Raw genomic sequence first — 21,173 nt, forward strand, 5'->3', positions numbered from 1 at the left:
TAAATAATCATATAATAGACAATTATTTGTTAGATAAAGCTTTTGTAAGAGGAGGGATAATTTGTTTTTTACGGGAAACAACACCTTTTAAAATGGCTTCATTTTCATGTAAAGTAATTCCAAAAGCATTTTCTGCTATAGGAGCTGCATTACCTAAAACCAAAATTTTAGAATCACTATCAAGAATATTAGTTACAACTAATAAAAATAGATCATAATTCTGAATTGATATTTCTTTATTAATAGCATTTATCAGTTCAGCTTTTTTACAAAAAACATCATTAAAATCAACACAATTTATTTGAGCCACACGTACTTTTTTACCATCAACTTCAAAAGATTTTGCATCCATAGATAACAATTCTTCAGCTTTTTTATCAGAAATATTAGTACCCGCTTTAAGAAGGTCTAGTCCATATACATTAACATTTACTCCTGCAATGGAAGCCAGCTCATGGGCTGCTTTAATATCTTCTTCAGTACAAGTGGGAGACTTAAATAACAAAGTATCTGAAATAATACCGGATAACATAAGTCCTGCAATTTCAGGAGGAATTTGAATATGGTTTTCCTTAAACAGCTTTAAAATAATGGTTTGAGTACAACCTACAGGTTCAGCACGGTAATATAATGGATTTACAGTTTGAAAATTCGAAATTCTATGATGATCTATGACGGCTCCAATAGTTAGGTCGGAAATATCAGAAACAGATTGTTGAAATTCATTATGATCTACCAACATTACCTCTAATGTTTCCTCTGAAGCTTTAGTAATGACTCTCAGAGTCTTCGTTTTAAAATAATCTAGAGCATACTGTGTTTCATCGTTAGGGATCCCAAGAGCTACAGGTTCTGTATTTTTACCTATAGCATTTTGGAGATAAGAAAAAGAAATTGCAGAAGTAATAGCATCTGTATCAGGATTTAAATGTCCGAATATTAATATTTTACTCATGAGTTATTATTTAAATTATTTATAATATAAAATGATTATTTTATATTAAGGGTACAAAGATACATAATTTGAAAAAATCTTATTTTAATTGTAAAATAAAGATTAAATTCTATAAAGGTATCATATTTTTAAATTAACTAAAACTTTTCTATTTTTGCATAATATTATAATGAAGAACCATGTTTCAAAACTTACAAGATAAATTAGATAAGGCTTTACATAACATATCAGGAAGAGGAAAAATAACTGAGATAAATATTGCGGAAACAGTTAAAGAAATTCGCAGAGCCCTGGTAGATGCAGATGTTAGTTATAAAGTAGCCAAAGACCTTACAAAACGTATACAAGATAAAGCTTTAGGACAAAATGTACTTACCTCCATTTCACCCGGGCAGTTAATGGTTAAAATTGTACATGACGAGTTGGCAATACTTATGGGGGGTGAAAATGTAGGCATTAATTTATCTGGGAATCCTACGGTTATATTAATTGCAGGATTACAAGGTTCAGGGAAAACTACATTTTCCGGGAAATTAGCTAATTACCTTAAAAACAAAAAACAAAAAAAGGTTTTATTAGTAGCTGGAGATGTTTATAGGCCTGCTGCAATAAATCAGCTAAAGGTGTTGGGAGAGCAAATCGGAGTTGAAGTATACTCTGAATTAGAAAATAAAAATCCCGTAGAAATAGCACAACATGCTTTAGACTATGCAAAACAAAATAAATTTACCGTTGTAATAATAGATACTGCTGGTCGTTTAGCTATAGATCAGGAAATGATGAATGAAATAAGAAATGTTCATCAAGCCGTAACACCTCAAGAAACACTTTTTGTAGTAGATTCTATGACGGGGCAGGATGCCGTAAATACAGCTAAAGCCTTTAATGATGTACTTAATTACAATGGTGTTGTGTTAACAAAATTAGATGGTGATACTAGAGGAGGAGCTGCGTTAACTATAAGGACTGTTGTAGAAAAACCCATTAAATTTATTTCTACAGGAGAAAAAATGGAAGCTTTAGATATCTTTTATCCTGAACGGATGGCAGATCGTATCTTGGGCATGGGAGATGTGGTTTCTTTAGTTGAAAAAGCGCAGGAACAATTTGACGAGGAAGAAGCCAGAAAACTTCAAAAGAAAATTGCTAAAAATCAATTTGGTTTTGATGATTTCTTAAATCAAATCAAGCAAATTAAAAAGATGGGGAATATGAAAGATCTAATGGGAATGATTCCTGGTGTAGGAAAAGCCATCAAAGATGTAAATATTGAAGATGATGCCTTTGTACATATTGAAGCTCTTATCTATTCTATGACTCCTCAAGAAAGAAGAAATCCAGCAATTATTAATACATCTCGTAAAAATAGGATCGCTAAAGGAAGCGGAAGGAGCATTCAGGATATAAATCAGTTATTAAAACAGTTTGAGCAAATGAGTAAGATGATGAAAATGATGCAAACCCCGCAAGGAAGAATGATGATGCAGGCTATGGCTAAACAAATGGGAGGTGGAGCAAAACCTTTTTAAATTATATATATTTAATGTAATTTTCTAAATTTTAATCGTAAGGCTTTAGTTATAGGATAGACCCTTAAAGCCTTGGATATTTTAATTTTTTGTATAGATTCCATTGGATTTACAGGAATGTCATTCAATTCAGGAACTAATTTTTGTAAAATAATTTTATAATATTTTGGGAAACGTGAATCTCTATATTTTTTTTCCATAGAAAATAATGTATCTAGTAAATATCTATTGTTAAAAGGAGAAATCACAGTTGTATAAATATTATAAATTGTTTTTAAGGAACCAAGCCAATTAGAAATTCTATGTTCCCAATATAAAAAGTCAAGTTCATCATATCCCATTTTTTTAAATGGAGCAAAATCATCTTGCCAGGTTTTAAAAATATCTAAATGATATTTGTCTTGTTCACATTTAACAATATAAGCCAGATCTTTAGGAGATAATTTTTTGGGTAAGGGTCGATAATAAAACCTTCCCACTTCACTTATATTTCCGTTAATTAAATACTTATCTTTAAAATGAGGTCGATAAAAATTATCAGTAATAATTTCAGAATTATAATCAGAAACAAATATAGCCTCTTGCGGGAAATGATTACTCAGATATTTATTAAATTCAAAAATATTTAACCTTTTTCCCAATCTATGCAATATTTCTTTAGCAATTTTCACATCTATATCTGAATAAGAGTGAATTTTGTCTATAGTAAAAAAATCAATTTTATCAATATTTTTTTTATTACAGGCTAATAAAATACGAGAATCCCAACCGGAAGTTAATGCTGAAACCAAAGGTTTTCGGTGTATTAAGGAAAGCATAGTATTCTCTAATATTCGTATAATTTCAGATATACAATAAGAAGTGTCCTTTTTTTCAATTTTTTGAAAAGGATAAAAACGAATTAATTGTTTATTTTGAAAATCGTAAAAATGATTAGGAATTAATTTGCTTATTCTTTGATAAATAGTTTTGTAAAAAATATTTCGTCGATTACTTAATACATTAAGTGGAACATCTGCAGACACTATGCTATATTTTTCACCTAGTAATTTATATAGCAGATGTGGTTGCTCTGCTAAATTAATTTCAGAAGAATCATGGGTAAAATAGCATTCTAATTGGGAAGAGGCATCATTCAATAATATAAACCGATCATTAAGTTTAATAAGTAAAATAAAATATCCTGTCCATTTGTTTATTTGCTTAATTATAGATTGTAAAGGCAACGAAAAATCTATAGATCTGACTACTTGATCATTTAGTAATTTTGGGTTTTCAAAATCAAAAGTTTCTCCAAAAAAAACATAATTATCACCAATAACTAACTTTTCTATATCATCTTTACAAATGGCAATAGATAAGCCCTGCCATTCGTAAATCTGAGCATTTTCTGCATATATTTTGTGTTGAGAAGAAATAACATATTGTTTAGGATAGAGTCTCATAAAATAATTATTTACCTATATAAATTAGAAGTTCCCCTTGGCTATAAGAAACAGAAATTTCATCCAAACAAGCCCTATTTCTGGTTCCGATTCGGGTAGCAAAAGATAAAACGTCATTATTTAACGGATATTGTAATCCAGTAGTTGTAATTCCACGTGTTTCAAAAAAAGGAATAAGAGAAATAATTTTATTTTTTACTCCTCTTAATTTTGTTTTTTTATCAGTAAAAAAAAAGATTGAATAGTCATCATGAAAAGTAATTTTTATTTGGTTCTTAAAAAATAAAGCAGTAGATAGATTTCCTATAAAATGATCACTTTCTTTTCCCGATGCTCCCCAAATATCAACTTCGCGAATTCCTTTATTAATAAGTATTTCTAATGCTTTATGAAAATCAGTTTTATTCTGGTCAGGAGTAATTATAAATGGAATATCTTGGGGAATATGGGGAAGAGAAATACTATCCATATCTCCGGATATATAATTAATTTTTATAGGATATTTATATACATATTGAGTGTATGCCCCATCTGTACAGGAAATGATTGAATAAGGATAATTAAAATCAGGTATTGATTTAGGAATTTCTCCGTTTATAAAAAGCAAGGCTTTATTCATTAGGAATCCATGAAGTAACTTTCATCTTGCTAAATTAATAAATTATTCTACACGAAAGAATAAATAATTTTAAGTAAACATATGAAAACAGTCCATAAAAAAAGAGAATAAAAAAAGGTAATTTTGTAAAATTACCTTTTTTTATTGATCTACATAATATTTATTGCAAACTAATGATTAATCTTGTTTGTTTACATTCATTAAAAATATATAAAAATATTAAAGATTTAAGAATAAAGTAATTTAATGATTCCAAACCAGATTAGCGGTATTAAATTCAATTTGTCTAATTCCATTTTGGAAAAATAGCACTTCGATAACCATTTTTTTAGAAGTTTTTAATTTTTCAATTAATTTATCAGAGTTATTTAAATAAATATAATTGCTACTAAGATCAGGAGAAGTAGTAAAATTGACTGTAAAAGGTTTTTCACTATCAAAACGAACTTTAATACTTCCTCCATCTAAATTATGATCTATTTGCCCTTCTGTAACTGAAAAAATAAGAGAATTTTGACCATCTAGGTTTCTTATACATAAATAAGCATATGAATTGTTATAAGGAAACTCAAGTTCTAAATTCTCAGGGTTTTTAACAATAGCATAATAATTTTTACTGCCCATCTTATCTTCTTCTTCAGAATATTCCCATTTACTAGAATTTAATTTTTTTGTAGATCCATTATTTAAAGAGTCAGTAGCTTGATGCGTATTAGCATTTTGTGTTGTGTTATGTTTTTTATTACAACTAACAATTAATATAAAGCTAAATAAAAATAATAATTTTTTCATATAATTAATTTTTTGCAAATATATGTACAATTTAGATAAAAAAAATAATTATAGTATTTTTATTTTTTCTACTATATAATCAATATTTTTGATAAAAAAATGATGTATTATGTAAAGAAATTTGTCAATTATTTTTTATGTTACAAAATATTTTTTTCAAATAAAATAATTAGATAATTTTTTAATTCTTCGTAATTATTTAAATGACAACATGGTAAGATTTTTAGTATTTACGATAATAGTAAAGCTTTATTGGTTCGGAGTCCAAAAAGTTTCCTTTACCCCGGCTTTATATCCCAAATATCTGGCAAGAACAAATAAATAATCAGATAAACGGTTTAAATATTTTTGTAGAATAGGGCGTATTTCTTCTGCTTTAGTTAATGAAATAATACTTCTTTCTACACGTCGGCATATAGTTCTTGCAATATGAGAAATAGAGGTAGGAACATTTCCTGTTGGGAGTATAAACTGAGTCAGAGTCGGAAGTTGCTTATCCATTGTATCAATCCATTTTTCAAGTTGGGTAATATATTTTTCTGAAATTAGAGATTTAAGACGTGGCTTACCATTTGCTAAGATTATTTTATTTTCTGGAGTAGCTAATTCTGCACCTAGATCAAATAAGGAATTTTGTATAATTTGCAGTTGGTTGTCAATTTTTTTTTGATTGTTATAACTTCTTATCAGACCGATATAAGAATTTAACTCGTCCACTTCTCCAAAAGTATGAATTCGCATATGATTTTTAGATACACGATCACCTCCGTATAATGATGTAGTTCCCGTATCTCCTGTTTTTGTATATACTTTCATAAAATATAAATTTAATTGAAAAGAGTAAATTACGAAAAAATGACTTTTCAAATTCCTTTTTTTCATTCTTTTTTAAATAGATAAAAAAGTATAAAAAACTGTTTTGTGTGTGAATAAATTGATAGTTAGTAGTTTTTTAGATTTAAGATATTGATTCAATAAATTGCTTAGCCCGTATTTCTGCCCAGGAATAAGAGGTATCTTTTAAACTAAAACCTACGTGTCCACCAAATTTGGGTTTTTCAAAGTAGAGGTTATGATTAGGAATATCAAAGTTATTTAAAAAACTTTCAGGTGTTAAAAAAGGATCATTTTCAGCATTCACTATTAAAGTAGGAATAGTTATTTCGTTTAAAATAAATAAAGGCGAATTTTTTTTGTAATAGTCTTCTTTATTCTTAAAACCAAATAGAGGTGCTGTAAAAAAATCGTCTAATTCATCAAAAGATTTAATATCTCGTAATTTTTTTTCATCAAAAATTTCAGGAAATTGAGATTGTTTAATTTTAAGTTTACGTATAAAATCTACCATGAAATTTTTCAGGTAAATAATATTAGAACGTTTTCTGAAAACTGCTGCATTAGAAAGGAGATCTAGAGGAGTGGAAAAAGTAACACAAGCTTTAATACAGGAAGGAGTATGCATTCGACCAAGAAAGTTTAAAGATAAAATGCCTCCCATAGAATATCCTATTAAATCAATTTCTTTATAACCGTGATCAATAGCATGCTTTATTACCTCATTTAAATCCTCAATAAGTCCCATATGATACAATTTGGGTAACCTGTTTATTTCTCCTCCACAGCTTCTTTGGTTCCATGCTAAAATAGAATACCCGTCATTATGAAAATAATTGGCGCAGCTATTGACATAAGTTCTTCTAGAATGACCTTCTAAACCGTGAGAAATAATAATCAGTTTGTCAGTATTACTTTGTTTCCACCAATCCAGAAGTAAAAAATCCCCATCGCTTAATTCTAACCGCTCCCTTACATATGGAGGAATTGGATATTTTTTTAATATTCCGGGTATAATAGTAGATATATGAGCATTTTTATAAATAATATTGTCTGGAGGCTCATAACTTGATTGATTAATATATTGCATTTATTAAAGTTAAATAATAAATTATTTTTTTCCTATTAATTTTTTAAATTTTTGTTTTTGGCTTTTTTTAGTGAGATAAATTTGATTTTTATCTATTAAAATTTTTATAGTTTCCATTTCATTCCTATTTGTAAGTTTAGCATATGTTTTACCAATTATATTAATCATATCTTCAGTCATAGACAATCGTATAAAGTTTTGTAATCTTTCATCCCATGATAAATCTTTAAAAGCCATTCTATTTAAATCAATTAATGAAAATTCATATAGGTTGTTTATTTTTTTTATTAATATGTTGCCCGGAGATAAATCTTTGAATAAGATTTGTGAATTATGCATTTTATAGATAAATTCGGTAAATTTCTGTAAAATTATATTCCAGTCTGCAAACATTTCTTTTTTTTCAATAAGTTCTCTAAAAGTAAAATCATAATTATAATATTCTGAAAAATAAAACGAGTGAATTAGTTTTTTACCTTTTTTTTGTTCAAAAAAAGCAATAGGCTTAGGAGTATTTATATTTTTTGAAAGTAAAAATTTTGCATTATAAAATGAACGATAAGCTTTTGATTTTCTAAATGTTGAATAAATATATTGGTTTATTAAAATAGGTTTTTTAAAAGATTTTACAGCTAAAGTACCTAATACATCGTTATGAATCTTTCTTAAAGTATTCCTTTCTTTAAATATAAGACATCCTAGTGTATTGAAATTTTTAATAATATCAAAAAACAAATGTTTTTCATATTTAAATTCTTCAATAATGTGAATTTTCCATTTCATATTGACAAATATTTCTTATTTTTGTAGTTTTATAATAGTTTTTTCTTTTTAGTTTTTCAAATTAAATCTTTTCTTTTTGAGAAAAAAATTCGCTTAATATAATTCCTGTAGATATAGCTACATTTAAACTTTCTGTTTTTTGTTTTTTCCCAAATCTGGGAATCGTAAGCTTAAGATTGGAAATTGATTTAATATCTTCCGATATACCGTTTCCTTCATTTCCCATTACGAGAAAAGCCTCTTGAGGAAGGCAAGAGGTATAAATATTTTCCCCATCCATGTCTGTTGTACAAACAGGAATAGGAGAGGTAGTTAATAATTTTTTTAAATCTGTATAATTTACTTGTACTCTTGCTAAAGATCCCATGGTTGCTTGAACTACTTTAGGGTTATAAACATCTACTGACGTTTCACTGCAGAAAATCTGCTCTATACCATACCAATCTGCCAAACGTATAATAGTTCCTAAATTCCCGGGATCTTGTATAGAATCTAAAGCAATTTGAATTCCCTGAATAGAATAAGGTAAAGTATCAGGCAGTTCCACTAAAGCCAGAGCATTATGCGGAGTTTTTAAAAAACTGATTTTTTTTAATTCTTCATGAGATATAATTTGATATTGATGCTCCTGCATAAAGGGAATAGGTTCCGTAGTATATATATTAGAAATTAAAAAATTCGAGAAAACAAACTCTTTAATGTTTTTTATACCTTCAACCACAAATAAATTATATTTTTGTCTATATTTTTTTTTATTAAGAGACTGAATAAGTTTAACTTTACTTGAGGACAACATAAAATGAAATTAAAAAACAATATTACATTAAAGATATTAATTTTTGTTCAAATACTATTTGTTTTTTCTTGTAGAACTAATAAAGTAGCTAAAAATGAACATCTTTTTATTGGAAGTAATTTTAAGTATTTAGATAAAAAAGGAAGTCCGTATTTGGATTCGTATGGAAATCCATATTTAAATGAAAAAGGACAACCTATTTTAAATAAATATAGAAGTCCTTATTTAGATGAATTACCTAACTATGTAAAACAAAAGCCTAATAGGAAAATTCTATTTTATATTCCTTTAAGGCTTTGGCTATATGATATTTCTAACCCAAAATTTGACTCTGTTTATAGCGAATATTACGCTGTAAACTCAAAACAACGAAAACAAAGTTTATTAGACTCTTTATACATAAAATATAATATGAAAGAATATGTTGGAAAGTCACGTTGGATAGATCGTTTTTTTTATCATAATGGCGAAGCTCCTGTAATGATAGATGAAAATATATCTAGAGGGTCTGCAGAAAACTTACAAAAATATTTTATTAATAGAGGTTGGCGTAAAGCTATAGTTACAGATAGTCTTATTACCAATAAAAAGAAAGCCAAAACACAGTATGATATAAGGTTAGGCAGACCTATGACGATAGGATCTGTAAAGTATGATATTGATGATGGAATTTTAAATCCTATGTATGCAGGGTATTTACGATATGTAAAGGAAAGGTTGAAAAATAAAAAAGATACCATGAGTAAGGAGAAATTTATTTATTCTATTTTTGGAAGAGATTCTATTATAAAAAAAGGAGATAGGTTAGATGCATATGTGTTTGAAAATGAAATTTCTAAACTAGAAAATATTTTTAAAAATTTAGGATATTTTGGATTTAATGATTTAAAAGATGAAGTTATTTTTTATGTAGATACTGCAAAAAGTATCTATGAAGTTCCTGTAACTTTAAAAATAAGTAAGAGTTTATTGAATAATAACACATCAACCGATTCCTTGAAATCAGACACGATAAAAAAAGCCCCTCATTTCAAAAGGTTTACCTATAATCAGGTTAATGTTACTTTAGATAGAGCCAGATATCAACCGAACCATGGAGTGCCTATAGATTCAACTTATTATATAGTTAAAAAAAAAGAATTTAAAAAAGATAATTTAGGAAAAATTGTTAAAATTAATGGTAAGAAAATTAAAACTCTAACACGAGATTCTATACTTATAGTAAATAAAAGTGGAGGAAGATATAAAAACCGTGTACTTTCGGATATGATGGTGTTTAAAATAGGTGATAAATATCGTTTAAATTCCGAAATAGAAACTCGTAGGAATATATATAAGGTAAATAATTTCAATATTTTAGGATTTAATACCTTTGCTGAAAGAGGTTCAGATTCTACTCTTATATCTAATATAATATTATCACCTATGGATAAATATTCTTATGAAATAGGATTTGAATCATTTAGTTCTCGTGTTGCCAATTTTGGGATAACCCCCAACCTAACATTTACAGCTAAAAATCTTTTCAGAGGTGCAGAAAATCTAAGTATAACTTTTGGCGGATCTTTAGGTAATATAGAATCTAAAAAAAATAACCAAAAACTCTTTAATGCTTCAGAAATATCAATACAAGCCAGTTTGTCTTTTCCAAGATTGTTAGTCCCGTTTAATGTTAAAAGTTTAGTTCCTAAAAAATGGGGACCTTCCTCTGCCATATCGCTTGGTTATAATGCTCAATACAATATTGGTCTTGATAGACATAATTATAATGCGGCAATATCTTATAATGTAACTCCAACGCGAACTACCATACATCAAATTTCTCTTTGGAATTTACAATATACGCAATTTCTAAATCCAGGAAATTATTTTAATATCTATGAGGAAGATGGAAAAACAAGAAATGAAGTATATGAATATTATTTTAAATATAATCCTTCGGCCGGTGTAGATTATAATGATACCAAAACTCTTAAAGACGATCAGCTATTAGTTACTTTACAAGACGACAGAACTTTTCAAGACTATTTACAAAAACAAAATGCGAAATTGTATGATAGTTATTATAATTTGGTCGAAAGACGAAGATATAGATTTACTCAGAATGTGTTAATATCATCATTTAAATATGATTTTACTTATGATCAGAGGTTAGGATTTTTTCCAAAAAAAAATCTACTTTATTTTAGAACTCAGGTTGAGTTTGCAGGTAATCTGCTATCTCTCTTTAATAATTCCTTAAAAGATTTTAAAACCTCAAACAATAAAATAGTAAAAGAAATATTTGGAGTTCCTTACTCACAATTTATAAAATTAGATATTGATATTAGAAAATATTGGAATTTTTCAGGGAAAAGATCCTTAAATTCTCGTTTTTTTGCCGGTATAGGAATTCCATATGGTAATTCTTTTGATATGCCTTTTGATCGGAGTTATTCTGTCGGGGGACCTAGTGATGTTAGAGCATGGAAAGCTTTCGGATTTGGGCCTGGAACTTCAAAATTAAGTTCTAAGAACGGTTATGAATTAGTAGCTTTAGATAATTTCAAGTTATTTTCCTCAGTAGAATATAGATTGCCTTTACCAAGTAAAGGATTTGAAGGTGCTTTGTTTGTAGACGCAGGCAATGTATGGGGAACTCAGAAAAATTCTCACAATAAATTTGAATTTAATTCCTTCTATAAAGAATTAGGTATTGGAGGAGGTTGGGGAATTCGTTGGAATATAAGCAATTTTATTATTCGTTTTGATTTTGCTTATAAATTCCATGATCCTACAAGAGATGAAGATGATCGGTGGTATTTTAAATACATTAAACCTTTAAAACCACAAATTAATTTTGCTATAGATTATCCGTTTTAATTTAAAACTATTATAATGAAATTCTATTCTAGTATAAGGCTCAGTAACTCATTAGGATATTTTGTAGCTCTTATGGTAGCTGTAATAACTGTTATTTTTTCTAATGAAAAGGTCAATCAATTAAAAAAAGAAGAATCCGTAAAAATAACTAATTATGCAAAAACTTTACAATTATTAAATACAGAACAGTCATTACCCTCCAATACACAACTATTTTTAGTACAATTAATAGAGCAAAATACTACTATTCCTGTTATTTTAGTAGATGAAAAAGGTAATTATCTGGATTCAAAAAATGTAGATAAAAAAATTATATCTAATCCCGGAAAACTTAAAAAAGAATTAAAAAATATGGGAGACTCCTATGCTCCCATTCCTATAATTCTACCTTTTGGAAAACAATATGTATATTATAAAAACTCTATATTTCTTTCCCAGTTAGAATACTATCCCATATTGTTATTTCTTTTTATTTCCTTGTTCTTTTGGTTTACTTACTGGTATTACAAATTAACCAAAAAAACAGAGCAAAGCCTTTTGTGGGCAGGTATGGCGAAAGAAACAGCACATCAAATAGGAACTCCTCTTTCCTCAATTATAGGGTGGGTAGAAATCCTCAAAAATGAACCGATAGATCCCAAACCTGTTCAGAATATAGAAAAAGATGTAACTCGTCTTCTTACCATTACAGATAGGTTTTCTAAAATAGGTTCTTTACCTTCCTTGGAAGAAGCAGACTTAGTACAAGTTTCACAACAAGCATTTTATTATCTGGAAAATAGAGTATCCAACCATATTCAATTTTGTTTTCAGGCACCGGAGAAACCTATGCCAGTAAAATTGAACATATCTTTGTTTAGTTGGGTTATAGAAAATCTTGTAAAAAATGCAGCTGATGCTATGAAAGGTGAAGGATATATAAAACTGGAAATAAAGGAAAATAAACATCATTTATACATAGATATTTCAGATACAGGTTCTGGAATTTCATCTCCAAACACTAAAAAAATATTCAGGCCCGGATTTACTACTAAAAAAAGAGGTTGGGGTTTAGGTCTATCTTTAGCCCGAAGAATCATTGAAGACTATCATCACGGAAAAATATTTGTATTACATACAGAAGTTCAAAAAGGTACTACATTCAGAATTATGTTAAAAAAATAATACCGCTTATACTGCAAAATACTAAGCCTTAAAATAAAAAATATATAATTCCTTTATTTGTTTTATTAAAAAGCTATAGTATTATTATTAATTAAGAAGGTAAAATCCAATGGTAATATTATAGATAAATTCCAGTGATTAATAAAAAAATAATATATAATTTAAAATTATTTTTGTGTTATAAATATTGTTGTATTAAAAAAAATTAATCATATGAAAAAATGGTGTAATATAATAGTCCCAACATTTATTTGTTTATTAATTGGTAGTACAGCTAAGTATTTTCAATCTGATTCGCTTAGAACTTGGTATCCATATTTACATAAATCAATATTATCACCGCCAAATATAGCCTTTCCTATAGCTTGGGGTATTATTTACTTATGTATGGGCATATCCATTGGGCTCATTTTCAATTTAAAGGGTTTACAAAAAAAATCTGCAGTATTTTATTTTTGTATACAATTATTTTTCAATTTTACTTGGAGTATTTCTTTCTTTTATTATCAAAACCCTCTTTTAGGACTTATTTAACATTATTTTGCTAGATTGTGCTGTTTTAATTTTTACATTTAAGTGTTATTCTATACAAAAAATAAGCGCATGGTTGTTTTTTCCTTATATAATTTGGTTGGGATTGGCCACTTATTTAAACAGTTATATTGTAATATATAATTAAAAAACAAGAGATTTGTTTCATGACTCATTTCATTTAATATTAATTACAAAAATTTAATAATCAAAAAAAAATAGAAATTTTGTTTATTCTGTGTTTTATCATCACTTAGTAAAAAATTAACAATATTCTATCATCTACGGATTAAAAAAAATATTATTTTTGAACCTATGATTTTAAAAGGAGACCATTTAATCAAAACATATGGAAGTAAAAGGGTAGTAAAAGATGTTTCCCTAAATGTACAAAGAGGAGAAATTGTTGGTCTTTTAGGACCTAATGGGGCAGGGAAAACTACAACTTTTTATATGATAGTAGGCTTGATAAAGCCCACACAAGGAGAAATTTTTTTAGATAAAATAGATATTACCCAAGATGCTATGTACAAAAGAGCACAAAAGGGGATAGGATATTTAGCCCAAGAAGCATCAATTTTTCGTAAATTGTCTGTAGAAGATAATATAAAGGGAGTTTTGGAAATGACTAAACTTTCTAAAAATGAAATAAAAACCAAAACAGATTCACTTATTGAAGAATTTGGTTTGGAACATGTTCGAAAAAATAGAGGGGATTTACTTTCAGGTGGTGAACGTAGAAGGTGTGAAATAGCTCGTTGTCTGGCTACAGATCCTAAATTTATTCTATTAGACGAACCTTTTGCTGGAGTAGACCCAATTGCAGTAGAAGATATACAAAAAATCGTTCGTTCTTTGGTAAATAAAAATATAGGTATATTAATTACAGACCATAACGTACAACAAACTTTAGCAATCACCAATCGTACATACATAATGTTTGAAGGAAATATATTAAAAGAAGGGTATCCAGAGGATTTAGCTAATGATCCTTTGGTTCGACAAGTATATTTAGGTGAAAACTTTCGTTTTGAAAAAATCTAAAGTTTTAATAATCATTAGATCCATGAGACATATTTTTTATTCTTTTTTATTAAGTTTTCTATTTTATCCATTAACTGCGCAAAAAGTTCCAGAAATTTTAAAGAAAGAGTTTAGCCAAGAATCATTGGTACAAACTGTAGATAATATAGAAGGAGATAAAACTTCAATACATTCTGTATTAAAAAAACATTTGGGCAAAATAGTCGTAATAGAATTTTGGGCAAGTTGGTGTAAAGATTGTCTATTAAGTATGCCTGAAACTCATAAACTTAGTGAAAATAATCCACAAGTAGATTTTATATACTTATCTTTAGACAGATCTGAGGATACTTGGAAAAAAGGTATAGAAAAATATAATTTATCTATGGGTGATAACTACTGGTTTTCTTCTGGTTGGAAAAATCCTTTTAACGAATTTATTGATTTGAATTGGATTCCTCGTTACATGGTTATCGATACTAAAGGTAAAATAGCCAAATATTATGCAATTTCAGCAAAAGATCCCGAACTTCAAGAAACTATAAATTTATTATTGCAGTAATTACAAGATAAGTAGATAAAAAATATTTAATTAATTTATTTTTATTTGGGGTAGACTATCCTCTATAAGTTGTCCGGCTTCTATTAATTGTGCGTACCAATCCTCTCCAAATTTTCGTATCAAAGGTTCTTTTAAAAATTCAAATACTCTAACTTTTAATTCTTTTCCCAAAACACAGGCATCAGAACAAATATACCATTCATCATAGTTAACAGCGATATATTTACGCAATTTTTGTAACCTTATCGGATATAGGTGACAAGATATAGGTTTTTTATACTCTATTTTCCCCTCCTCATAGGCTTTTTCTATACCACATTTAGCTGTTTGATTTTCATCAAAAATAACATATGCGCACTCTTCCCCATCAATTAGAGGAGTGACATAATCTCCATCAAAATCAGTAATATATTTTCCTTGTTTTTCAATAGCTCTTCGACCTTTCTCTCTTAGATAAGGAGAAACTTTAGAGTAAATTCGATCTAGTATAGGTAATTCATCTTTATCTAGAGGAGCTCCCGAATCTCCTTCTACACAACAAATACCCTTACATTTATTAAGGTTACAAACAAATTTTTTACGAAAAACATCTAAAGAAATAATAGTGTCGTCTATTTGAATCATATAGTAAAAAATATGAAAGCAAAGGTACGGTTATAATTTATATTAAATTTAAAAAAATAGTAAATAAATTGTTTTTGGCGAAGTATTTGTTATGCATTTGATTTCACTTAAATATATAAAACTTTACATATGAAAAAAAAAATTTTACTAATTGGTGGTGGTTTTGCCGGTATAAATATCTTAACGCAGTTAAAAAATGATAAAAATTATGAAATCGTCTTAATAGATAAGAACAATTACAATTTTTTTCCACCCCTTATATATCAGGTAGCAGCCAGTGTATTAGATCCTGTAGCCATAAGTTATCCTTTCAGAAGATTTATAAGACATAAAAAGAATGTAAGTTTTCGTCAGGCCGAATTAATTGAAGTAAAGCCTGAAGAAAATAAAGTTATATTATCTAATGGAGAAATAGATTATGATATTCTTATAATAGGTACAGGTACACAAAGTAATTATTTTGGAATGGAAAACATAGAAAAATTTTCTATTCCTATGAAAACTTTAAATGATGCTTTATTACTAAGAAATACACTTTTGGAGAGATTAGAAAAGGCTTCAAGAGAAGAAGATTTGGATAAGCAAAAACAATTATTAAATATTGTTATAACAGGAGGTGGGCCTGCTGGAGTAGAGATTGCTGGGGTAGTACGGGAAATTATGAATCATATGATTCCTTTAGATTATCGTGAATTAAAATCGAAAGTAAATGTTTATCTGGTAGAAGGATCAGATGTACTTTTAGGACCTATGAGCGATAAATCACATAAAGTTTCATATGATACGTTGAAAAAATTAGGAGTAGAAATTTTATTAAATACCCAAGTAAAAGATTGTGATGAAAATTCTATTTTTTTTGCTAATGGAACCAAAATCGATACTAAAACTATTATTTGGACAGCAGGAGTAACATCCAGGGTTTTTGATGGCTTTCCTAAAGATTTATATGCCAGAGGTAGAAGAATGCAGGTAGATGAATTTAATAAAGTAAAAGGTTATGATAATATATTTGCTGTAGGAGATACTTGCATTATGACTACCGATCCTAAATTTTCAGAAGGGCATCCACAATTAGCACAAGTAGCCATGCAACAAGGAGAAAATTTAGCAAAAAATCTGCAAAGGGAAATAAATGGCAAGGATTGGAAACCCTTTCATTACATAGATAAAGGATCAATGGCTATTATTGGTAAAAATAAAGCTGTAGCAGATTTAGTCGCTCCCAAAATGTTTCTTAAAGGTTTTTTTGCTTGGGCTATATGGTCTTCTATTCATTTAATATCATTAGTATCTATAGGAAATAAATTGAATACCTTTTATAGATGGCTAACAATGTATTTTTCTAAAAACACTTCGTTAGGTATAAATTATAAAATAGGAGAGCCTAAAAAATAACTATTAAACTCGCAAAAAATGTCCATATTTTTTAAATATGGACATACTTTTAATTTTTATTTTTTTGATTTTGAGGAATAGAGTCAGAAATAGAAGTATCCATGCTTACAGTACCTTTATAAACAGCTCCGTTTTCAACTGTAAAATTTTTAAGTTCCATATTTCCTAAGATGGTTCCGGATTCTTTTAGAGATAAATTGTCAACATGTATATTACCTTCAACAATGCCAAAAACAATCAATTCTTTAGCTTTAATATCTCCTTTTACCATGCCTGTTTTTCCAAGTATAACTCCACCTTCCTTATTTACAACATTGCCTAAAACATGTCCATCTATTCTTACATAATCTTTGCATTCTATAGATCCATCAATAGAACAATGTTCTGCAATAATTGTAGTAATATTTTCAGGTATTGATTTAGAAGAATCATTTTTTTTTGATGCGAACATATATTTTAAATATTTAGTTTATGGAATATATAAATAATTTATAGGATTTTTCTTTTCGTTATTATGTATAATTTCATAATGAACATGTGGTCCGGTCGATCTGCCAGTACTACCTAATTTTCCAATAACGTCTCCCGCTTTTACATTTTGACCGACTTTAACATCAATTTCAGATAAATGCCCATAAAGGGTTTCATATTTGTATGCATGTTTAATAATTACACAGTTTCCATAACCACCTTTAATACTTGCAAAAATAACTTTTCCATCCGCGGTGCTTTTAATAGGATCTCCAATTGTACCTGCTAAATCTAAACCAGGATGAAATTCTCCTCCTTGATGAGAAAAAGGATTTCCCCTTACACCAAAAGTAGAAGTAAGACGACCAATATGTGGAAGTCCTATAGGAATAGATTGAATTTTATTTAGTATCTCCGAAACTCTTTCTTGCTTAGATTTAATTAAATCAGAATTCATTTCTTCTACAGAATAATATTCTCCACCTACTTCAGCACGATTATTTCTTTCATTTCTTTTAGAAGATGTTAGAGTTTTAACCTCACGTTCATTTAAATATTTTTCAATTTTAAGTAAATAATCTTCTGCTTTATTAAGATTATCTAGCTTTTGATGAATTGAATTCTTATTGTTTTTTTGATTATTTAATTTATTTCCCAGTTTGTTTTCAAGCATTACAACTTTATTATATAATTTTTCTTTTTCATGTCTCTCATATTTTATAAAAATAAAAAGACTAAGAAATAAAATTAAAGCAAACAAAGAAAAATAAAAAACCAATTTTTTATAAAGAGTAATATTTTTTACATGTTTATCCTTTATTGTGTATATTTTAGTCTTGTTACTATGTTTATTGGTAATTATAATGGTAGAATAGTTAGAATTTTTCATAGAAAATTTAACATTATTATTAAAATGAGCAGTAAAAGTATTAGATATTTAGTAAATACAAAAAATAAAATAAAAATTTAACAATTCTTTAATAAAACAACGAGATATTTTTTTTATATTTTATTAATAAAGTAAAGAATAGGAAAGTTAAATTAACAAAGAAAACAAGAAACTTTTCAAAATAAAATTTTATAAATATCTTCTACTTTAGATACTTTTTCAACTCTTATATTATATTTCTTTGTATCAATTTTATTATATTTAGAAATAAAAATAACATCATAACCTAATTTTTCTCCTTCTAAAATTCTTTGTTCAATTCGATTTACAGCTCTAATTTCTCCACTTAATCCTACCTCTCCAGTAAAAAGGCAATTATCAGGTAAAGGAATATCTTCGTTAGAAGATAAAATAGCACTTATTACCGCTAAATCAATAGCGGGATCGTCTATTCTAATGCCCCCTGTAATATTTAAAAAAACGTCTTTTACCCCTAAGTGAAAACCGGCTCTTTTTTCTAATACAGCCAGTAACATATTGAGTCTCTTTGCATCAAATCCCGTTGTAACTCTTTGCGGAGTACCATACACGGCCGTAGATACAAGTGCTTGAATTTCAACTAACATAGGTCGTAAACCCTCAAGAGTAACACCAATAGCATTGCCAGATAGATTTTCATCTTTTTTAGATATCAATATTTCAGAAGGATTTTTGATCTCTTTCAGTCCAGATGAAAACATTTCATAGATACCTAATCCAGAAGTAGATCCATATCTGTTTTTGTTGGCTCTCAGTAGACGGAAAATATAATTTCTATCCCCTTCAAATTGTAGGACTACATCTACCATATGTTCTAAAATCTTAGGTCCGGCAATAGTGCCTTCTTTATTAATATGTCCTATTAAAATAACAGGAACAGAAGTTTCTTTTGCAAATTTAATTAATTCTGATGTGCACTCTCTTATTTGAGAAATACTTCCGGGAGAAGATTCAATATAAGAAGAATATAAAGTCTGTATAGAATCTATCACCACAAGATCTGGTTTTAATTCTTGTGCTTTTTTTATAATTTTTTGAGTTTGAATTTCAGTTAAAATATAGCAATCAGAATTAAGTATTTCCATTCTGTCGGCCCTCATTTTAATCTGATTATTACTTTCTTCTCCGGATACATATAAAACTTTTTTAGATATTTGTAATGAAATTTGTAATAAAAGTGTTGATTTTCCCACTCCCGGTTCTCCACCTATTAAAATAACGCTACCGGGAACAATTCCTCCCCCTAAAAGATTATCTAATTCCAGATTACCAGTGATAATACGCGTTTCCTCTTGTGAGGATATTTCAGTTATTCTATGTATTGTATTTTTAGGCTTTTTATCAGTAAAAGAAGAATTATATTTATTTTCTTTTTCCATCACTACCAATTCCTCAACAATAGTATTCCATTCACCACAAACCTTACATTGGCCTACCCATTGGGGGTATTGAGTTCCACAATTTTGACAAAAAAAAGTTGTTTTTGTCTTTTTCATTTATTCTGTTTAATTTAAATATTTACAAAGTTAAAGTTATTATAAAAGATAATGAGTATAATTAAAATATTATCTATAAAAAATTTTATTAAAAAAATCATAAGAACGAGAAAAGAGATGAGGTTATATTTAACCTTTTTATGGATAGTAATAATACAATAAAATTTAAAATTTGTAAAATGAATGAAATTTTTAAATAATTTAACTTATAGATAGATATAATACTAATAAAAATTATGATTAACATATTTTAATAAGAAAGATTTAACTTGATATAATATTAAAGAGATTTAAATAAAAATAATAATTGATTCATTACTTACAGATAATTAATGCATTATCAAAAATATAAAAAAAATATTAAAAAAAAGTTTTGTAAAAATTTGGAAGCAATAAAAAAAGTCCTATCTTTGCACTCCAATTTAATAACAACAAAATATTAAATTGAAAACGAACAGATCATTGACATAAAAATTTTAAGATAAAAAGTAGCAAAAACGACTTGGGAAAGCTCTATTAAGAATTAGGGTGCAGGAAAAAACTTTTGTAAGATTAAAAGAATTACAATGGAGAGTTTGATCCTGGCTCAGGATGAACGCTAGCGGGAGGCCTAACACATGCAAGCCGAGGGGTATTTTGGAGCTTGCTTCAAGAGAGACCGGCGTACGGGTGCGTAACGCGTATGTAACTTACCTATATCACGGGGATAGCCCGGGGAAACTCGGATTAATACCGGATAACATATGATGTAGCCTTACATTGTATTAAAAGATTTATCGGATATAGATAGGCATGCGTAGGATTAGTTAGTTGGTAAGGTAACGGCTTACCAAGGCAATGATCCTTAGGGGGCCTGAGAGGGTGAACCCCCACACTGGAACTGAGACACGGACCAGACTCCTACGGGAGGCAGCAGTGAGGAATATTGGACAATGGGTGAGAGCCTGATCCAGCCATCCCGCGTGAAGGACGACAGCCCTATGGGTTTTAAACTTCTTTTGTATGGGAATAAACCACATTACGCGTAATGTGCTGAAGGTACCATACGAATAAGCATCGGCTAACTCCGTGCCAGCAGCCGCGGTAATACGGAGGATGCGAGCGTTATCCGGATTTATTGGGTTTAAAGGGTCCGTAGGCGGATTTGTAAGTCAGTGGTGAAATCCTACAGCTTAACTGTAGAACTGCCATAGATACTGCGAGTCTTGAATAGTATTGAAGTAGCTGGAATGTGTAGTGTAGCGGTGAAATGCATAGATATTACACAGAACACC

At 28.4% G+C, this 21,173-nt stretch carries 20 protein-coding genes and 1 rRNA gene; 9 read left to right on the forward strand and 12 right to left on the reverse strand.

Annotation, left to right across the window (positions count from 1 at the left end; all coding sequences use genetic code 11):
• Positions 1 to 22: 22 nt before the first annotated feature.
• Entirely contained in the window at positions 23 to 955 is a 933-nt protein-coding gene (locus C4S77_RS03705; RefSeq protein WP_105192305.1) for a manganese-dependent inorganic pyrophosphatase, read from the reverse strand.
• A 179-nt stretch (positions 956 to 1,134) separates the two neighbouring features.
• Between C4S77_RS03705 and ffh the strand changes: the two genes are divergently transcribed.
• On the forward strand, positions 1,135 to 2,484 hold the full coding sequence (gene ffh, locus C4S77_RS03710; RefSeq protein WP_105246159.1) for a signal recognition particle protein: 1,350 nt from the start codon (positions 1,135 to 1,137) through the stop codon (positions 2,482 to 2,484).
• 11 nt (positions 2,485 to 2,495) lie between these two features.
• On the opposite strand, the gene C4S77_RS03715 is transcribed toward ffh, so the two are convergent.
• From C4S77_RS03715 to C4S77_RS03745, 7 genes are all read right to left on the reverse strand, one after another.
• Positions 2,496 to 3,929, reverse strand: coding sequence for a hypothetical protein (locus C4S77_RS03715; RefSeq protein WP_105246161.1), 1,434 nt, complete (start codon positions 3,927 to 3,929; stop codon positions 2,496 to 2,498).
• 7 nt (positions 3,930 to 3,936) lie between these two features.
• Positions 3,937 to 4,548 carry a thiamine diphosphokinase gene (locus tag C4S77_RS03720; RefSeq protein WP_105246162.1) on the reverse strand — a complete coding sequence of 204 codons (612 nt, stop codon included), beginning with the start codon at positions 4,546 to 4,548 and terminating at the stop codon, positions 3,937 to 3,939.
• Between the two features lie 243 nt (positions 4,549 to 4,791).
• On the reverse strand, positions 4,792 to 5,340 hold the full coding sequence (locus C4S77_RS03725) for a hypothetical protein (protein WP_105246164.1): 549 nt from the start codon (positions 5,338 to 5,340) through the stop codon (positions 4,792 to 4,794).
• Positions 5,341 to 5,589: 249 nt separating this feature from the next.
• On the reverse strand, positions 5,590 to 6,156 hold the full coding sequence (locus tag C4S77_RS03730) for a cob(I)yrinic acid a,c-diamide adenosyltransferase (RefSeq protein ID WP_105246189.1): 567 nt from the start codon (positions 6,154 to 6,156) through the stop codon (positions 5,590 to 5,592).
• Positions 6,157 to 6,298: 142 nt separating this feature from the next.
• Entirely contained in the window at positions 6,299 to 7,264 is a 966-nt protein-coding gene (locus C4S77_RS03735; protein WP_105246166.1) for a YheT family hydrolase, read from the reverse strand.
• A gap of 21 nt (positions 7,265 to 7,285) precedes the next feature.
• Positions 7,286 to 8,047, reverse strand: a complete 762-nt coding sequence (locus tag C4S77_RS03740) for a lipopolysaccharide kinase InaA family protein (RefSeq protein ID WP_105246168.1) — start codon at positions 8,045 to 8,047, stop codon at positions 7,286 to 7,288.
• A 61-nt stretch (positions 8,048 to 8,108) separates the two neighbouring features.
• Positions 8,109 to 8,843, reverse strand: coding sequence for an RNA methyltransferase (locus C4S77_RS03745; RefSeq protein ID WP_105246170.1), 735 nt, complete (start codon positions 8,841 to 8,843; stop codon positions 8,109 to 8,111).
• Between the two features lie 3 nt (positions 8,844 to 8,846).
• On the opposite strand from C4S77_RS03745, the gene tamL reads away from it, so the two are divergent.
• The 6 genes from tamL (at position 8,847) to C4S77_RS03770 (ending at position 14,985) form a co-directional block, all read left to right on the forward strand.
• A complete protein-coding gene (tamL, locus tag C4S77_RS03750) occupies positions 8,847 to 11,705 on the forward strand; it encodes a translocation and assembly module lipoprotein TamL (RefSeq protein ID WP_105246172.1) in 2,859 nt (952 codons plus the stop codon).
• A 15-nt stretch (positions 11,706 to 11,720) separates the two neighbouring features.
• Entirely contained in the window at positions 11,721 to 12,869 is a 1,149-nt protein-coding gene (locus C4S77_RS03755; RefSeq protein WP_105246174.1) for a sensor histidine kinase, read from the forward strand.
• Positions 12,870 to 13,082: 213 nt separating this feature from the next.
• Entirely contained in the window at positions 13,083 to 13,403 is a 321-nt protein-coding gene (locus C4S77_RS03760) for a TspO/MBR family protein (RefSeq protein WP_221405076.1), read from the forward strand.
• Positions 13,404 to 13,410: 7 nt separating this feature from the next.
• Positions 13,411 to 13,548 (forward strand): tryptophan-rich sensory protein, encoded by a 138-nt coding sequence (locus tag C4S77_RS13515; RefSeq protein ID WP_221405077.1) that lies wholly within the window; start codon positions 13,411 to 13,413, stop codon positions 13,546 to 13,548.
• A 167-nt stretch (positions 13,549 to 13,715) separates the two neighbouring features.
• Positions 13,716 to 14,444 carry an LPS export ABC transporter ATP-binding protein gene (lptB, locus tag C4S77_RS03765; protein ID WP_105192328.1) on the forward strand — a complete coding sequence of 243 codons (729 nt, stop codon included), beginning with the start codon at positions 13,716 to 13,718 and terminating at the stop codon, positions 14,442 to 14,444.
• A 22-nt stretch (positions 14,445 to 14,466) separates the two neighbouring features.
• Positions 14,467 to 14,985, forward strand: coding sequence for a TlpA family protein disulfide reductase (locus C4S77_RS03770; protein ID WP_105246191.1), 519 nt, complete (start codon positions 14,467 to 14,469; stop codon positions 14,983 to 14,985).
• A 30-nt stretch (positions 14,986 to 15,015) separates the two neighbouring features.
• Here C4S77_RS03770 and C4S77_RS03775 read toward each other — a convergent pair whose 3' ends face one another.
• Positions 15,016 to 15,609 (reverse strand): DUF3109 family protein, encoded by a 594-nt coding sequence (locus tag C4S77_RS03775; RefSeq protein ID WP_105246176.1) that lies wholly within the window; start codon positions 15,607 to 15,609, stop codon positions 15,016 to 15,018.
• 129 nt (positions 15,610 to 15,738) lie between these two features.
• Between C4S77_RS03775 and C4S77_RS03780 the strand changes: the two genes are divergently transcribed.
• Positions 15,739 to 17,004: an NAD(P)/FAD-dependent oxidoreductase gene (locus C4S77_RS03780; RefSeq protein WP_105246178.1), complete on the forward strand. Its 1,266-nt coding sequence runs from the start codon at positions 15,739 to 15,741 to the stop codon at positions 17,002 to 17,004.
• Between the two features lie 49 nt (positions 17,005 to 17,053).
• Here C4S77_RS03780 and C4S77_RS03785 read toward each other — a convergent pair whose 3' ends face one another.
• The 3 genes from C4S77_RS03785 to radA all read right to left on the reverse strand — a co-directional run bounded on the left by C4S77_RS03785 (position 17,054) and on the right by radA (position 19,899).
• The gene (locus C4S77_RS03785; RefSeq protein ID WP_105246180.1) at positions 17,054 to 17,455 is read right to left on the reverse strand and encodes a bactofilin family protein; all 402 of its coding nucleotides are present in this window, start codon (positions 17,453 to 17,455) and stop codon (positions 17,054 to 17,056) included.
• Positions 17,456 to 17,473: 18 nt separating this feature from the next.
• Positions 17,474 to 18,364, reverse strand: coding sequence for a M23 family metallopeptidase (locus C4S77_RS13460; protein ID WP_105246181.1), 891 nt, complete (start codon positions 18,362 to 18,364; stop codon positions 17,474 to 17,476).
• Between the two features lie 176 nt (positions 18,365 to 18,540).
• Entirely contained in the window at positions 18,541 to 19,899 is a 1,359-nt protein-coding gene (gene radA, locus C4S77_RS03795) for a DNA repair protein RadA (RefSeq protein ID WP_105246183.1), read from the reverse strand.
• Between the two features lie 563 nt (positions 19,900 to 20,462).
• Here radA and C4S77_RS03800 point away from each other — a divergent pair.
• Positions 20,463 to 21,173, forward strand: a 16S ribosomal RNA gene (locus C4S77_RS03800); the annotation flags it as partial.

This window comes from Apibacter adventoris (genome assembly GCF_002964975.1).
GTDB lineage: Bacteria > Bacteroidota > Bacteroidia > Flavobacteriales > Weeksellaceae > Apibacter > Apibacter adventoris.

Excerpts from the sequence above, each read along its gene's own strand:
- tamL (WP_105246172.1), top strand. The coding sequence starts at position 8,847 with ATGAAATTAAAAAACAATATTACATTAAAGATATTAATTTTTGTTCAA.
- C4S77_RS03705 (WP_105192305.1), bottom strand. The coding sequence starts at position 955 with ATGAGTAAAATATTAATATTCGGACATTTAAATCCTGATACAGATGCT.
- C4S77_RS03760 (WP_221405076.1), top strand. The coding sequence starts at position 13,083 with ATGAAAAAATGGTGTAATATAATAGTCCCAACATTTATTTGTTTATTA.
- ffh (WP_105246159.1), top strand. The coding sequence starts at position 1,135 with ATGTTTCAAAACTTACAAGATAAATTAGATAAGGCTTTACATAACATA.
- C4S77_RS03735 (WP_105246166.1), bottom strand. The coding sequence starts at position 7,264 with ATGCAATATATTAATCAATCAAGTTATGAGCCTCCAGACAATATTATT.
- C4S77_RS03755 (WP_105246174.1), top strand. The coding sequence starts at position 11,721 with ATGAAATTCTATTCTAGTATAAGGCTCAGTAACTCATTAGGATATTTT.
- C4S77_RS03780 (WP_105246178.1), top strand. The coding sequence starts at position 15,739 with ATGAAAAAAAAAATTTTACTAATTGGTGGTGGTTTTGCCGGTATAAAT.
- C4S77_RS03720 (WP_105246162.1), bottom strand. The coding sequence starts at position 4,548 with ATGAATAAAGCCTTGCTTTTTATAAACGGAGAAATTCCTAAATCAATA.
- C4S77_RS13460 (WP_105246181.1), bottom strand. The coding sequence starts at position 18,364 with ATGAAAAATTCTAACTATTCTACCATTATAATTACCAATAAACATAGT.
- radA (WP_105246183.1), bottom strand. The coding sequence starts at position 19,899 with ATGAAAAAGACAAAAACAACTTTTTTTTGTCAAAATTGTGGAACTCAA.
- C4S77_RS03785 (WP_105246180.1), bottom strand. The coding sequence starts at position 17,455 with ATGTTCGCATCAAAAAAAAATGATTCTTCTAAATCAATACCTGAAAAT.
- C4S77_RS03715 (WP_105246161.1), bottom strand. The coding sequence starts at position 3,929 with ATGAGACTCTATCCTAAACAATATGTTATTTCTTCTCAACACAAAATA.
- lptB (WP_105192328.1), top strand. The coding sequence starts at position 13,716 with ATGATTTTAAAAGGAGACCATTTAATCAAAACATATGGAAGTAAAAGG.
- C4S77_RS03770 (WP_105246191.1), top strand. The coding sequence starts at position 14,467 with ATGAGACATATTTTTTATTCTTTTTTATTAAGTTTTCTATTTTATCCA.
- C4S77_RS03775 (WP_105246176.1), bottom strand. The coding sequence starts at position 15,609 with ATGATTCAAATAGACGACACTATTATTTCTTTAGATGTTTTTCGTAAA.
- C4S77_RS03730 (WP_105246189.1), bottom strand. The coding sequence starts at position 6,156 with ATGAAAGTATATACAAAAACAGGAGATACGGGAACTACATCATTATAC.
- C4S77_RS03745 (WP_105246170.1), bottom strand. The coding sequence starts at position 8,843 with ATGTTGTCCTCAAGTAAAGTTAAACTTATTCAGTCTCTTAATAAAAAA.
- C4S77_RS03725 (WP_105246164.1), bottom strand. The coding sequence starts at position 5,340 with ATGAAAAAATTATTATTTTTATTTAGCTTTATATTAATTGTTAGTTGT.
- C4S77_RS03740 (WP_105246168.1), bottom strand. The coding sequence starts at position 8,047 with ATGAAATGGAAAATTCACATTATTGAAGAATTTAAATATGAAAAACAT.